We start from the raw sequence: 14,355 nt of genomic DNA, 5'->3' as shown, positions 1-14,355 counted from the left end.
ATGGCATGGTTTGAGGCGGATTGCTCCTTGTCAAGGAGCGAAAGTGCAGGAAATGTGGTTCATTTTCAAACCTTTCGCGACGCAGAGGAGGAGCAATCCGGTCAAATCCGAAGGACATGGAAATGGCTTCACCTCGCAGTGTTAGAGCGCTTGACCGGGCAATAAGCCCGCTCCGCGCGCCCTTCCTCGCGATGTTTCGCCATTTCTCATGCCATTCCATCCGAATTTAGGGGGCCGTGCCCTGGGGCGCGTTCGCGCCGGGAAATCCTGGTTCTGAACGACGAGGCGCTTGTACGCGCCAGATAAATCACAGGCAGAAGGCCGACCAGGACGATGGCGAGCGACGGCAGGGCCGCGTCCTCGAAGGCTTCCCGCGAGGCGGCCTCGAACACTGTGGTCGCCAGGGTTTCGAAGTTGAACGGCCTGAGCAGGATCGTCGCCGGCAGTTCCTTCATGCAATCGACGAACGTCAAAAGCAGCGCCGACAGCAGCACCGGACGGATGATCGGCAGATGGATCTGCGTGAGCGTTTTGGTCGCGGTCCGTCCCAGCGTTCTGGCGGCCATGTCGAGATGGGGCGAGATCTTGCCGAACCCGCCCTCGACCTGGCCGTAGGAGACGGCGAGGAAACGGACCATATAGGCGTAGATCAGCCCGGTGCCGCTACCCAGCAGCAACAGCCCGGTGCCGATCCCGAACAGGGTTTTCATCTGCGCGTCGACGAAATTGTCGAGGGCCGCCAGCGGCACCAGAATGCCGACTGCCAGCACCGTGCCCGGAATGGCGTAGCCGATGGCGGCGAGCCGCACGCCGAAGCGCAGAACGGGCACATTCTTCAGCCGCAAGGAATAGGCAAGCGCCACACTGACGATGACCGTCATCACCGACGCGATGAGAGCCAGGCTGAGGCTGTTCCACATGGCGCTGAGGAACGTATCGCCGAAGAGGTCGTCCAGCCGCCGGCTGGCGCGGTCCGCCAGCAGCAGCCCCGGAACGATGAACCCGGCCAAAACGGGCAGAAAGCAGAGCAGGAACGCACCCGCCGCCCGCCAACCGGTCAGATCGAAGCGGGCGGGCTGGCGGTGCTTGCTGCTGCCCTGGTCGAAGCGCTGCTTGCGCCGGCCGAACCGTTCCACCCACAGGAGTGCGAAGACCATAACCAGCATGGCGAGCGCCAGCTGGGCCGCGCCGCCGAGGCTCGACCGGTTGAGCCAGGTGTCATAGACGGAAAAGGTCAGGGTCTTGACGCCGAAAAACGTCACCGCGCCGATATCGTTGAGGCATTCCATCAGGGCAAGCGAGACACCGACGGCCGCCGCCGGACGGGCGAGCGGCAAGGCGATGCGGAAAAACAGCCGGAAAGGCGAGGCGCCGAGCGTGCGCGACACGTCGAGTATCGAGGCGGACTGGATGAGGAAGCTCGCCCGCGTCGTCAGGTAGACATAAGGATAGAGCACCGATCCCATGACGAATATGGCGCCGCCAAGGGAGCGGATTTCGGGAAACCAGTAGTCCCGGGACGTCTTGAAGCCGAATAGGGCACGGATGGCCGACTGGACCGGTCCGGTATAGTCGAGCACCTCCACATAGGCGAAGGCGATGATGTAGGTCGGCACGGCAAGCGGGATTAAAAGAAACCAGTCCATCAGCCTGTGCCCGGGAAACCGGCACATGGTCGTGAGCCAGGCCGTGCCGATGCCGGTTGCCGCCGTCGTCAGCCCCACGCCCGCCATCAGGAGCACGGTCGTCCACAGCGAGCGCGGCAGAACGGTCTCCAGCAGGTGACCCCAGACGTCGCCGGTCGGCGTGAGCGCGATCCAGATGATGGAGGCCAATGGCAGGAGAACCAGGGCCGCCACCGCGATCGCACCGAATTGCCAGCCGCGTTCGGAGAGGGATGTTGTCAAGGGCCGTCAGTCTCCGGCTGCACCGATGGATTTCTTTTGCTTAAGCCTAGTTAGCGGGCCTGCTACGGAAATGCAAAAGGCGCCGTGCCCTGCACGGCGCCTTTTTCAAAACGGAGACCCGATGGTCAGGTTGCCGGGCCGTCGTCGAAGCGGACGCGGTCGACCATCTCGCTGGCGGCCTTGCGGTATTTGGCGACGTCGCTGAGCGGCATGCTGTCCGGCTTTAGCGTTCCCCAGGCCTTGACCCGGTCGGAGACGGCAACGCCCGGCGTGACCGGATATTCGAAGTTGGTTTCCGCATAGATTTCCTGCGCATCGTGTGAGGTCAGGAATTCGATCAGCTTCAGGGCGTTGTCCTTGTTCGGCGCGTGTTTCATCAGGACCACGCCCGACAGGTTCACGTGGCTGCCGCGGTCTTCCGAATTCGGGAAGAGGATCCGTACCGAGGCCGCCCATTCTTTCTGTTCCGGTTCCTTATCGTTGGTTTCCATCTTGCCCATGTAATAGGTGTTGCCGAGTGCGATGTCGCATTCGCCGGCATAAATGGATTTCACCTGGGCGCGGTCGTTCCCGGCCGGCTTGCGGGCCAGGTTGTCCCGAACGGCCTCCAGCCATTTTTCCGTATCCGCTTCGCCGTGATGGGCGATCATCGAAGCGATCAGGCCGATCGTGTAGTCATGCTGACCGGAGCGGGTGCAGATGCGGCCCTTCCATTTCGGATCGGCCAGTTCCTCATAGGTGATCGCCGTTTGATCGACTCGGTCCTTCGACGCGTAAATCACACGCGCGCGGCTGGTCAGGCCGACCCACATACCGTCGGGATCGCGGAACTCGGCGGGGATATTCGTCGACACCACGGTGGATTCAATCGGCGCGGCGATGCCGAGATCCCTGGCGCCGTCCAGGCGGCCGATATCGACGGTCATCATGACGTCGGCAGGAGAGTTTTCGCCTTCCGCGGCGATCCGTTGACCCAGGCCCTTTGAGGAAAAGACCACATTCGTCTTGATGCCGGTCTTCTCGGTGAAGGCGTCGAGGAGCGGCTGGATCAGGAACGGCTGGCGATAGGAATAGATATTGACCTCGCCGTCGGCGAGCGCCGGTGCGGCCGAAAAGAAAGTAGAGGCAAGGGCGACTGCACCCGAAATTGCACACAGGGTCTTGTTCATCTTCGTCTTCTCACAAGATCAACGGACATCCGGTCGGATGCCCAAGGTTGATCGGTTTACAGGTTTTGGAACATCCTGGGTTCGGATGAACGCGGGATGTTCCTTGCGCAGCCGCAGCCCCCCGGTCGGATGCGCGTTGATAATCTGGCCGTCGGGAATATGGGCTGAGGCGGGCGAGAAGTCAATAAGCCCATTAAAATCAATAGTTTAGAATGATTCAAAACTAACAGGAGTATCAGACTCCGGTTTTCGGGATTTATAAATAAAAACAGGAGTTTGACACTCCTGTTTAAATCTCCGAAGCGGCTCAGATCCAGTTGAATGCCCGTTTCAGATAGGCCTGCCCGCCGGTCTTCTGCCATTCGCCATGGGCCATGATCACCCGTTCCGGGTTCCATGCGAGCATCCGCTCGCGCGCGGCCCGGGCCTTGACCCGGTCGGTGAACGACAGCCGCCATTCCAGCGGCGCATAGCCCCTGGCCGTCGTGATGCCCCAGCGCCGGGCGATCCAGACCTGCCAGGGCTTCCAGTGCCGGAGCAGGAAGTCCTCGCTGAAATTCTCCGAAAGGTCGGCGAGGATGACGGTCCGTGACGGGCGGTGGAAAAACACCAGTTCATCCATGAAGAACGAGCCGGTGAAACGGACCATGTCGATCACGCCCTGCCAGCTCTCCGGCACCACTTTGGCAAGGGCTTTCTGGAATTGCAGATCCTGCCGTTTGTCGATGGTCGTCTTCGGGCCCCAGAGCAGCGCGTCCGGCCATTCCGCGGCCCAGTCCTGCAGATAAAGGTGGTGGATCTTGTTCGGGCTGACGAGATGACGCGGCGTGCCGAGTGCGGTTACGGCGTCGCGCAGGTCCTCCGTCAGCCTGATCGGCGACCAGATCCACAAGGTTCCGTCAGGCAGACGGACGATGACCGACCGGGTCGGATAGGGAAAACCGTAGAAGGAGACGATGTCGCCCTCCGCAATCCAGATGTCGGTGTCGACTTGGATCAGGGGGGACATTCAATCCTCCTATTCGGCGAGCACGCGCTGGGACGGGAAGGAGATTTCCACCAGGGTTCCCTGACCCGGTGTGGAATCGATGTGGAAGCTCGCCCGGTTCGCCTCCACCAGCGCCTTGGTTAGCGGCAGGCCCAGCCCGGTGCCGCCGCCGTGGCGCGCGGTGTGAACCTGTCGGAACGGTTCCAGCGCTGCCGCCAGATCCTTGGCCGACATGCCGGTTCCCGTGTCGCGGACGCGCAGGTAAACCTCGCCGGAATCCTCCAGCGCGGTGGACACGATGACCTGTCCGCCCGACTTGTTGAACTTGATGGCGTTGGAAAGCAGATTGAGCACGATCTGGCGCATGGACCGGGGGTCGGCGACCACGCTCGGCACCGAATCCGGCAGGCTGGCGCGGATGATCACCCGTTCCCGGTTCGCCTGCGGCTGCATCAGCGCGACGCATTCGTTGATGACGTCATTGGCCGATACGGCGGAGAACCGGAGATCCAGCTTGCCGGCCTCGATCTTGGACAGGTCCAGAAGGTCGTTGATCAGGCTCATGATATGCGAGCCCGAGGTGCGGATGTCCTTCAGGTATTCCTTGTAGCGATCGTTGCCGATCGCGCCGAAACGTTCTTCCATCATGACTTCGGAAAAGCCGATGATGGCGTTCAGCGGGGTGCGGATCTCGTGGCTGATCTTGGCGAGAAAATCCGATTTCTGCGAACTGGCGTTTTCCGCCTGGCGCTTGGCTTCGGTGAGTTCTTCCTCGGCCTTTTTCCAGTGGGTGATGTCGCGCAGCACCGCGCAGAACTTGGCATCGCCGTTGCCGGACGTGATCCGGCCGATGGTCATGAACAGCGGGATCAGCCCGCCGCTCGACACCCGTCCCAGAACCTCGCGGCCGTCGTTGAGAATGCTCGCCACGCCGTTGCGCGCCAGCCCGTCTAGGTAGTCCAGGGCCGCGCGGTGACTTTCCGGGGCCAGATAGTCGGTAAGCGGCGCGCCTTCGATGTCGGTTCGGCTTGCGCCGAACAGTGCTTCGGCCGAGCGGTTCGCCTTCGTGATCGTGCCGTGGGCGTCGATGACAAGGACGCCGTCCGTTGCCGTCTCCAGGATGGTGTCCATCTCGGCGATCAGGGCCTGCGCCTTTTGAAGTTCCTGCGTCGGCTCTTCCGGAACGGCCACGGGTGCCGGCGCTGCCGGCGACTTGGGGCGCTCGGTAATGGAAATCATCAGGCCGCGTCCGCCGTTCCAGGGAACGGAATGCATGCGCGCGTCGACGGCCCGGGATCCGCCGCCGGCAAGCCGGACCTTCAGCATGCCGTCGACAACGCCGTCCATGCCTTCCGCATCGGGCAGGTTGTCTTCCGTGTGGTCGGCGAAGACGGCTTCCAGTCCGCCGGCCTCGCCAAGCGCGGCCAGGTTCGGGTAGCCCAGAAGATCGAGGAGCGTGTCGTTGGCGTAGAGCACCTCGCGGTCGCTTGCGATGGCGATGCCGATCGGCAGGCGGTCGAGCAGGCGCGGATGAATCGGACCGGCCTGACGTTCCGCGGTCGGTCCCGCCGCCGTTTCCAGCGCTTCGGCTTCCTCGGCAGGGCCTTCCTCGTCGAAGTCGCCTTCGAGCCGCGCGCCCAGAGCCTCCGCGATCTTGCGGAAAGCCTCCCGTTCCGGTTTGGACAGGCGCGAGGTGTCAACCGGCACCAGGCGCGGCTTGCTGCGGCCGGTGAGGCGAACCACCTTGTCGTCGCCGTCCGGAACCGGAGCGGACGGAGCCGCGGGACCCGGCGTCTCCTTCGCCGGCCCGTCGCCGGTGACCAGGGTCAGCTGCGCGGACGTCCCCTTTTCCTTTGCGGGCTTTTCCTCTTCGAGGCCCAGATCGAGTTCGACCTCCTTGAAGGCCGCCGTTTCATCGAAGAACTCACGTTCCTCGTCGGCTTCGGTCCTGGCCTCGATGTCCCCGGTCAGGTCCACGCCGACGTTTTCAGAAGGTTCGGCAACCGGTTCGGCCGGCTCTTCGTCTGCAGTGGCGGTCGGTTCCGGCTCCAGAGACGGCGTTTCATCCTCGATGGCGAAGCGGCTGACGTCGGACATCTGCTTGCGCTTCTGGTCGTAGGACTTGGCAAGGGTCTTGACCGCGGTTTCGATTTCAGCCGGCTTTAGCGGCGCGGGGCCGGAAATGCCCTGCGGCTCGCTGTCGGTTGCGGGTTCGGAGGGCGTTTCGTCCCATTTGTAGTTCGGAACGACCTCCTCCGAAGCGGCCTCTACGGGTTCCGCCGGGCTCTCTTCCTCAGCCACTTGCGCCGGGGCGCCTTCAACCTCTTCAGCGGTTTCTTCGCCCTCGGCTTCAACCGCGTCCTCGTCTTGAGGCGCTTCTTCATTGTCCTGGACGGTTGCGGCTTCCGGTTCTTCCGCTTCCGGCGTTTCCGCCTGCGTCTCCTCCGCCTGTGTCTCCTCCGCCCGGGGCGTCAGCCCTTCGACAATGGCGGCAACACTGGAGCCGAGCGAGTTTTCTCCGGAAAAGGCGTCGGGCTTCGCAGCCTGTGGAACGACAGCCTCGATTTCTTCTGCCGGTTCCTCGGAGGGTTCTTCCGCCTCCGCGGCCGGTTCTTCTTCCGGGGTCTCCGGTTCCACAGCAGACGGAATTTCAGCTTCGGCTTCCGGGGTTTCGATCTCCGGAACTTCAACTTCAGGCGCTTCAACTTCGGGCGTTTCAGCTTCCGGCTCGATGCTCTCGGCTACGCTGGGAAGCGGTGCTTCCGCTTCGACTGCCGGGGCTTCCGGCAATGCGTCCGCAACCGGCAGGGAGGCCGGCAGCAACGGACCGTCCGGATCCTCGATGACGTCCGCACTCCGGCAGACACCGAAACCGCGATAGCCTTCGAAGGCCCGGTCCCGGTTGAAGGCGGGCAGGGCCGCCATGTCGACGGGAACCCTCAGTGCTGCGCCGGATACGGGCCAGTTGACGGTCTTGCAGCTCCAGGTATCGCGCCGGTCGAGCGCCCTGGCGATCTTGCCGTTCCGGTCGATGCCGAAGCTTTCCGCGATTTCCGCCCAGGTTCTGCCGACGATGTCGGCCGCCGCCGGTCCCATCGTTTCGGCGAATTCGTCGGAAATGAAGGTGACGCGCTGGTCGATATCCATCTGCCAGGCGAAACGCACCGGCCTGCGCCGGGCAACAAACTGAAAGCCGTCGTCGTTCGTCGCGACCGCCGCGGGTTCGGGCGCCGCAGGCGGTTCCGTTACCGGTTCGGCAGCAGGTTCTGCCGGGACGACTTCTGCAGCTTCCGCTACCGCCTCTCCGGCGTAGTCGCCGTCTTCTTCGCCGTCGTTGTCGTCTGTCTCGTCTTCCAGAACGTCCTGGGCCCGGACCCAGAGATCCCGGTTGCCAGTGGGCTCCTGGGCCTCATCCGCGCCGGTGTCAGTTGCGGCCTCTTCGGGCAAAGGCGCGGCCTGTTCGGATGCTTCGGCCTCCTCGACAGGCATATCTTCCAGGACTTCGTTTTCGACAAGCGCGAGCGTGCGTGACGGGTCGAGGCGGAAGACGGCGGCGTCGTGATAGCCGTCCTCCATCTGCACCGGCGCAAAGCGGACGGTTTCAGAGCCTTCGAGCGGAGCTGTTTCCGGCGCACCGGCCAGATCGCCGCAACGGGCGCCGACAGCGCCGTCCGGTTCGATCAGGAAGGCGCTCCGGTCGTTTCCTGCCAGGAGGTCCAGAAACGCCGGGAAGGGCGGTTCGGTCAGCGCCAGGCCCTTGTCGCCGCAGACGATCAGGGCGGCGTCATGCCCGTCCGGCAGCACCAGCCGCTGGCACTGGCAGGTCAGAAGCAGGACGCGCAGGCCCCGGTAGAACCGCAGCCGGTCGATGCTCATGCGCTCCGTGTCGCCGGAGGTGGCAATGCGGGCGATGTGCGGCCGCGCGGGCGAGCGCGCCAGACCGCTCAACCTCGAGAACCCGCCAATCCCCCGCACGGAAAAGAAAGACGCTCCGGCCGCGTTCGCCCACAGGATCCGCGAACCGTCAGCCGACCAGACCCAGGCCGCGCGCGCATCGCCGGCCAGCTCCGCCAGTGCCGGAAGCGTGCTGAGCTCTACGAAGGTCTGCAGCTGGTTGTCCAAGGCTCAACTCCACACGAGATCGAGAGACGTCGGCAGGCGGTCAGGGCCCCCGCACCCTAATAGTGGTAAACTCCCCGTTAATACCGCTAAAGGCCGGGAGCGTCCACGCCAAGTGCCGGTCTTAAGGCACCCGAGTGAAGGCGTAGTTAATTGACATTGTCGGATTTGCCGTTGCCGCCGCGCCGTGTTACCAAAAATTGCGATGCTCTCGCCGCGGCGGGAGACGTTTCGCACAGGGCACGAGTTTTGAGGACCAAATCCATGGCGGCAGGTAAGAGTGGTTTTGAAATTCCCGAGCAGATGCGTGATTTCGCCGAGAAGAGCGTCGACCAGGCGCGCAAGGCCTTTGACGATTTCATGAACGTCACCCAGCAGGCGGTCTCCAAGGTGGAAGACTCCGCCAGCGCGATGCAGACGGGGACAAGCGACGTGAACCGCAAGGCGCTCACTTTCGCCGAGGAACAGGTCGACGCGGCCTTCAAGTTCGCCCAGGAGATGGTCCGGGCAAAGGACATGGAGGAAATCATGTCGCTGCAGCAGGGTTATCTGCACAAGCAGATGGAAACGCTCGGCGAGCAGGCCCGCGATATCAGCGACACGGCGACCAAGGCGGCCCAGGACGCGGCCAAGTCCGCCAAGAGCTGACGCTTTACGCCAGAGCCGATGAATGAACAGATGCGCCGGTTCGACCGGCGCATTTGCGTTTTGAGGCCGGATAAAATTTTTTTTGAAAACAGGACGCGGAAAATTCAGTCGCTATTTCAATTCCTTGAGCGCATGCCAAACGCGAATTCCGGCGGAATACCGCTAAAAAATTAATTGTGCAGTGCAATATATGTTGCAATGCAGCAAAAGATCCCCTATCTTGAGCATGCGGATGACGACAAGGCTCGCCACGACACGTTCGGCGGGCAACACGAGATTGTAGATGATCGCATCCGAACATTTAGGAGATGAGATCATGAGTGACACGACGACGGCAAAAGCTGCACCGAAGACCCGTTCCACCAAGACGACCAAGTCTGGACCGGACTTCGCTTTCCCGAACTTCGAGGCTTTTGCCATGCCGAAAATGGAAATCCCGGCTGCTTTCCGTGAAGCGACCGAAAAGAGCATCGAGCAGGCCCGCGACACCTATGCCAAGGTGAAGACGGCCGCTGAAGACGCAACCGACCTGATGGAAGACACCTTCGAAACGTCCCGTCAGGGCGTTGTCGAATTCAACCACAAGGCAGTCGACGCGGCCAAGTCGAACGCCGACGCCACCTTTTCCTTCATGAAGGATCTGATGGCTGCCAAGTCGCTCGCCGAAGTCATCGAGCTGCAGTCGACCTTTACCCGTCAGCAGTTCGACGCTCTGAGCACCCAGACCAAGGACATGCAGGAGTTCGCGACCAAGCTGAGCACCGACGTGACCGCTCCGGTCAAGGAAGCCGTCGAAAAGACCTTCAAGGAAATGAAGGTCGCCTGAGGCGCCTCTTTCGCTTGAATTGACAAAACGCCCCGGTGCCCAGGTGCCGGGGCGTTTTTTCTGTCTGACCCCGCCCGGCGGGACCGGCAGCGCGGCTTGTTTCCTTCAAGCGGCGGGGCGGGCTCTTGATAAAATTCCCGCTTGTGGACAGACTGAAAGCCGGTTAGAAGACCCCCTTGAAACGGGCGCCCGAACCCAATAGGTTCCGCGCCACTTCGACATTTGCAGACGTAGCTCAGTTGGTTAGAGCGTCGGATTGTGGCTCCGAAGGTCGGTGGTTCGAATCCACCCGTCTGTACCATTTCTCCCATTGAAAATTATTCATTTATCCGGCCCGAGCACCGTCTTGAAGGTGAACGTCGTGGGCAAGGGGTCATTTTTCGCCGGCATGTTCGATGCGGTTCACGACTGCCAGTTGGCCGGCTGCAACCCGCGTCACCACAACCGGGAATAAATCCCGGCTTTTGTTCTGAAATGGCAACAGTTATGTGTGCTGGCGTTCGGGCGGGTCTCCCCTGTATGGTGCCGCAAATTCTGGAATTGTGAATCGGAAAACAAATGGCTGACTTCAGCATGTTCGAGCTGGCGCTTCTGGCGGCGGCACTTCTGGCAACGGGCCTGGTGGCCGGGATCGTTGCGGGGCTCCTGGGCGTGGGCGGCGGCATCGTCATCGTGCCGGTGCTCTATTACATGTTCACGGCCCTCAAGATCGACCAGTCCGTCCTGATGCACGTGGCGGTCGGCACATCGCTTGCGACCATCCTGGCGACGGGAACCTCGTCGGCGCGCGCCCACTGGAAGCGCGGCAGCGTCGATGTGGATCTTCTGAAGCGCTGGTGGTGGGCGATCGGCCTCGGCGTGATCGCCGGTGCGACGCTTGCCGGCAACATTTCCGGCGGTTCGCTGACCCTCATCTTCGGTGTGGTCGCGCTTGCCGTTTCGGCGAACATGCTGTTCCGCAAGGACGGATCCGCGCTTGCCGAAAAGCTTCCCGGATCCCCGGTCAAGGAACTGATCGGTTTCATCATCGGCGGCATTTCGGTCATGATGGGCATCGGCGGCGGAACCCTGGGGGTTCCAACCCTGACGCTGTTCAACTATCCGATCCGCAAGGCCGTCGGCACCGCCGCCGCCATCGGGCTGATCATCGCCGTTCCCGGCACCTTGCTGTCGATCTATTTCGGTCTGGGCGAACCCGACCGTCCGCCGTTCTCCCTCGGCTACGTCAACCTGATCGGCTTCTTCCTGATCATTCCGGCCTCGACCTTTGCTGCACCGCTGGGCGCGAAGATCGCCCATACGATCGATCCGTCGAAACTGAAGCTGGTCTTCGCCCTGTTCCTCGGCTTCACCGGCCTGCGCATGATTTACGGCGTGCTGTTTTAGGACCGGAACCCGGTCGTTTCAGCAGCACCGTGAATGATCGGATCACAAGATTTTATTGGTCCGCGGCCGGCCCGCGGGCCATGGTGAGATAACTTATCGCCCAACGCTTTGATCGGTCCTTCGACCGGCGCGCCTCTCGACAGATTTGGGAATGACGGAAAATCGGATTTCTTTGACCGCGAGCGGTTGCGTGCGTGGGGCCCTGTTGTGCCTGCCGATCCTGCCCGGGGTGATCGCCTTCGGCGCCGCCTTCGGCACGGTCGCCGCACAGAAGGGGCTGACCTTTGCCGAAACGCTGCTGATCAACTCCTTTGTTTACGCAGGTGCGTCCCAGTTCGTGGCCATGGAGGTCTACGGCGATCCGCTGACATGGGCCGGGTGCCTGGCGATGATCGGCGTGACAGCGGCCGTCAACATGCGCATGCTCCTGATCGGGGCAAGCCTAAGGCCCTGGCTCGGCCAGGTGCCGGGCATCCAGACCTATCCTTCGCTGTTCCTGCTGACCGACATCAACTGGCTGCTCACCCTTCGCCAATACAATGAGGGCGAGCGCGACTGGGGCATCTATCTCGGCAGTGGCATCTTCACCTGGACCGTCTGGAGCCTCTCCGTGATACCCGGCTACTTCCTCGGCAGCCTGGTGTCCGACCCGAAGGTTTGGGGGCTCGACGTCATCATGCCGGCCTTCTTCGTCGCCCTCTTGGTGCCTTTGTGGAAAGGGCGGCGCCAGACGCTGAGCTGGGCCGTGGCCGGCGGGGTGGCGATTGCGACCTGGTATCTGTTCGGCGGTTACTGGGGCATCCTGACCGGCGCGGTGTCGGGCGCAGTTGCGGGGGCGTTCCTCGATGACTGACGCGGTCTTTTCCGTCGACGGCATGTTCCTGCTCGCCATCGCCGGCATGACGGCCGTCACCTATGCCATGCGCGCCGGCGGCTACTGGATCATGGGCCGCATTCCGCTGACGCCCAGGATCCACCGCGCGCTGGAAGCGCTGCCGGGTGCGATCATCGTCTCCACCATCCTGCCGATCGCTCTGAAGGGCGGCGTGCCTGTAATGCTCTGCCTGGTCGTGTCGGCGGTCGTCATGGCATGGGTCCGCAAGGAATTCATCGCGGTGGTCTTCGCGGTCGGGGCCGCCGCCGCCATGCGCGGCTACGGGCTCTGAAAAACGCCGCACCGCTGCAGCGCCTGCCGCGCATTCCGCAGCGTGTCGTCGAAGGAGCTGGAGGCATCGACGCTCGCCCACGTCATGTCGCCGAGATCGTAGGTGAGCTGGCGCGCAACGATGTCCGCGTCTGCATCGGACGCATCGCCCTTGCGGGCCGAGACCCGGTCCTTGAGGATCGCTTCGGGCGCGTTGAGCCACACGCCGCAAAAGTGCGCTTCCACGCGGGCGGCGACCGCTTCCACATGGGCCCGTTCCGCCTCGTCTGCGAAGACCGCGTCGAAGATCGCCGAATGTCCGGCGGCCAGCACCGACTGGATCTGCCGGTCGATGGCCGCATAGACTTCGTCGCTCGCTTGCCTGGTATAGGCCTCCGCCGGTGCCTTTTCCGTTTCTTCAAGCCCCAGTCGGGCCTTGCGCATGACATCCGTTCGCAGCACCCGCGCGCCCGGCGCGCGGCCGATCTCCGGGGCGATGCCATAGGCAAGCGTCGTCTTTCCCGTGCCCGATAGACCGCCGATGGCGGTCAGCACCGGTTCGCGCGGATCGAGGAAGTCGAGCGCATGACGAAAATAGGCCCGGGCCTGGTCTTCCTGGCGCCGGCGTTCCGCCGGCTCCGACTGGTTGAGTGCAGCACTTGCGGCGATCTTCGCCCGGATTGCGGCGCGCATCATCAGGTAGAAGGGCAGGGCGGCGAGACCGTCGATATCGATCTCGCGCCGGGCCTTGTCGAAATAGCGGTTGAAGACCCGGTTGGCCGCGCGCCTCTGTCCGCGCTCCCAAAGGTCCATCAGCAGGAAGGCGAGGTCGTAAAGCACGTCGCCGGTTGCGATTGCATCGGAGAACTCGACAGCGTCGAACAGCACGGGCTTGCCGTCCTGAAGCACGATGTTGCGCAGATGCGCATCGCCGTGGCACAGGCGGATCAGGCCGTGCCGTCCCCGGGTGCGGATCAGGTCGCCGATCCGCTCAAGCCAGCGCCGCGCGCTTTCGCTCAGATGGGCCGCCTCCTGCGGCGGAAACAGCTCCGGATGCTCGGCAAAGGCGGCCGCGTTCTGCTCCACATAGCTACTGAGTTCGGCAATGAACCCGTCGGCCTCGCGCTCCGGCGCATTGTCATGGGCCGTCACCATCATGGCGGCCAAATCATCGGCGAGCGCATCGGAAAACGGTCCGGCTTCGGCAAGGTTGTCCAGTTCGTCTTTCCCTGAAAACCGGTTCATGACGACCACCCATTCGACCGGCTTGCCGGCCCCGTCCAGGGCCAGCGATCCGTCGGCTTCCTCGGTGACCGGGACCGCCTTCACGTAGAGGCTTTGGGCGTAGCAGGAATTGTAGACGATCTCGCGCTCGCAGGCCTCCTGGCGCAGGGCTAGCGTGGAATAGTCGAGGAAGGGGAAGCGGACCGCCCGCTTGACCTTGTAGGCTTTGGCCCCGACGAGGACGATCGTATTGGCATGGGTGTCGATCCGCTTTGTCTTCAGTCCGGAGGCATCGTCCGGCGTGAGGCTTTCCAGAAAGGCAAACACGCGGTCCTGGGTGATGTCCGGTTTCATGGTCCTGATTTCCCCTTTGGTTTGCCTGTTTTGAAATCTGCCGCAACTGGGCCGACAACCGTTTGATCTTTCTCAATGATGTATTTATCGCCTTGCGGTCTAGCTGCTATGACTGTGGCACGGCAGAATATTTTCAAGGAGGACTGTCATGAGTGAATTTCCGGCTTTGAGGAAGATCAGGCTGAATCTGGCCCGGACCAAGGAGTTTCCGCAAGGCTCGGCACACCATGGCTACGAGTTCACCGCTCCGCTCGATGAAAGCGGCCATATCGACGCGGCAATGTGGAAAAAAGAGCGTCAGCATTGCCGGGTCCGCCGTTTCTGGGGGGGCGAGGAAGAGGAAATCGGCCACCTGGTTCACAAGCCGGGCGGCTCCTGGGCGTTCCACTACGACATCGAGGGCGAGGATGATGACGAGGCGGGCTACCGCTTCGGCGCCCATGCCTTTAAGCCCGGCGAATACGTCTCCATCAAGGATGAGGACGGCGACCTCTATACGTTCCAGGTCGTGACGGTTCAGCCCGTCTGATCCTTTCAATGTCGTTTCAGGTGACGGGGCGCGACGCAATTCGCGCCCCGTCATTGTTTGG

Annotated in this window: 11 protein-coding genes and 1 tRNA gene; 7 read left to right on the top strand and 5 right to left on the bottom strand. The window is 62.6% G+C overall.

Going from position 1 to position 14,355, the window contains the following annotated elements; translation table 11 throughout:
• Positions 1 to 206 precede the first annotated feature (206 nt).
• The 4 genes from HK439_RS07920 to HK439_RS26835 form a co-directional block, all read right to left on the bottom strand.
• Complete coding sequence (locus tag HK439_RS07920; protein ID WP_209011639.1) at positions 207 to 1,907, bottom strand: ABC transporter permease; 1,701 nt, start codon at positions 1,905 to 1,907, stop codon at positions 207 to 209.
• Positions 1,908 to 2,032: 125 nt separating this feature from the next.
• The gene (locus tag HK439_RS07915; protein WP_190290854.1) at positions 2,033 to 3,076 is read right to left on the bottom strand and encodes a Fe(3+) ABC transporter substrate-binding protein; all 1,044 of its coding nucleotides are present in this window, start codon (positions 3,074 to 3,076) and stop codon (positions 2,033 to 2,035) included.
• Between the two features lie 307 nt (positions 3,077 to 3,383).
• Positions 3,384 to 4,085, bottom strand: coding sequence for a DUF4336 domain-containing protein (locus HK439_RS07910; protein WP_190290853.1), 702 nt, complete (start codon positions 4,083 to 4,085; stop codon positions 3,384 to 3,386).
• Positions 4,086 to 4,094: 9 nt separating this feature from the next.
• Positions 4,095 to 8,186 (bottom strand): ATP-binding protein, encoded by a 4,092-nt coding sequence (locus tag HK439_RS26835; RefSeq protein WP_190290852.1) that lies wholly within the window; start codon positions 8,184 to 8,186, stop codon positions 4,095 to 4,097.
• 261 nt (positions 8,187 to 8,447) lie between these two features.
• Here HK439_RS26835 and HK439_RS07900 point away from each other — a divergent pair, with 261 nt between their 5' ends.
• The 6 genes from HK439_RS07900 to HK439_RS07875 all read left to right on the top strand — a co-directional run bounded on the left by HK439_RS07900 (position 8,448) and on the right by HK439_RS07875 (position 12,209).
• Positions 8,448 to 8,831: a phasin gene (locus HK439_RS07900; protein ID WP_190290851.1), complete on the top strand. Its 384-nt coding sequence runs from the start codon at positions 8,448 to 8,450 to the stop codon at positions 8,829 to 8,831.
• Positions 8,832 to 9,147: 316 nt separating this feature from the next.
• Positions 9,148 to 9,657 carry a phasin gene (locus HK439_RS07895; RefSeq protein ID WP_190290850.1) on the top strand — a complete coding sequence of 170 codons (510 nt, stop codon included), beginning with the start codon at positions 9,148 to 9,150 and terminating at the stop codon, positions 9,655 to 9,657.
• A gap of 224 nt (positions 9,658 to 9,881) precedes the next feature.
• A tRNA-His gene (locus tag HK439_RS07890) sits at positions 9,882 to 9,958 on the top strand.
• Positions 9,959 to 10,215: 257 nt separating this feature from the next.
• The gene (locus HK439_RS07885) at positions 10,216 to 11,043 is read left to right on the top strand and encodes a sulfite exporter TauE/SafE family protein (RefSeq protein WP_190290849.1); all 828 of its coding nucleotides are present in this window, start codon (positions 10,216 to 10,218) and stop codon (positions 11,041 to 11,043) included.
• A 190-nt stretch (positions 11,044 to 11,233) separates the two neighbouring features.
• On the top strand, positions 11,234 to 11,896 hold the full coding sequence (locus HK439_RS07880) for an AzlC family ABC transporter permease (protein WP_209011638.1): 663 nt from the start codon (positions 11,234 to 11,236) through the stop codon (positions 11,894 to 11,896).
• The gene (locus HK439_RS07875; RefSeq protein WP_190290847.1) at positions 11,889 to 12,209 is read left to right on the top strand and encodes an AzlD family protein; all 321 of its coding nucleotides are present in this window, start codon (positions 11,889 to 11,891) and stop codon (positions 12,207 to 12,209) included. The genes HK439_RS07880 and HK439_RS07875 overlap by 8 nt, the downstream gene beginning before the upstream one ends.
• Here the strand turns inward: HK439_RS07875 and HK439_RS07870 are convergent.
• Positions 12,197 to 13,765, bottom strand: coding sequence for an AAA family ATPase (locus HK439_RS07870; protein ID WP_190290846.1), 1,569 nt, complete (start codon positions 13,763 to 13,765; stop codon positions 12,197 to 12,199). The two genes, HK439_RS07875 and HK439_RS07870, sit on opposite strands and share 13 nt — an antisense overlap.
• 148 nt (positions 13,766 to 13,913) lie before the next feature.
• Here HK439_RS07870 and HK439_RS07865 point away from each other — a divergent pair, with 148 nt between their 5' ends.
• The gene (locus tag HK439_RS07865; RefSeq protein WP_190290845.1) at positions 13,914 to 14,294 is read left to right on the top strand and encodes a hypothetical protein; all 381 of its coding nucleotides are present in this window, start codon (positions 13,914 to 13,916) and stop codon (positions 14,292 to 14,294) included.
• The last annotated feature ends 61 nt before the right edge of the window (positions 14,295 to 14,355 follow it).

It is taken from the genome of Roseibium aggregatum, assembly GCF_014692675.1.
Lineage (GTDB): Bacteria > Pseudomonadota > Alphaproteobacteria > Rhizobiales > Stappiaceae > Roseibium > Roseibium aggregatum_C.
Note: the sequence above shows the minus strand (reverse complement) of the source record. Positions and strands in the feature narration are given on the sequence as shown.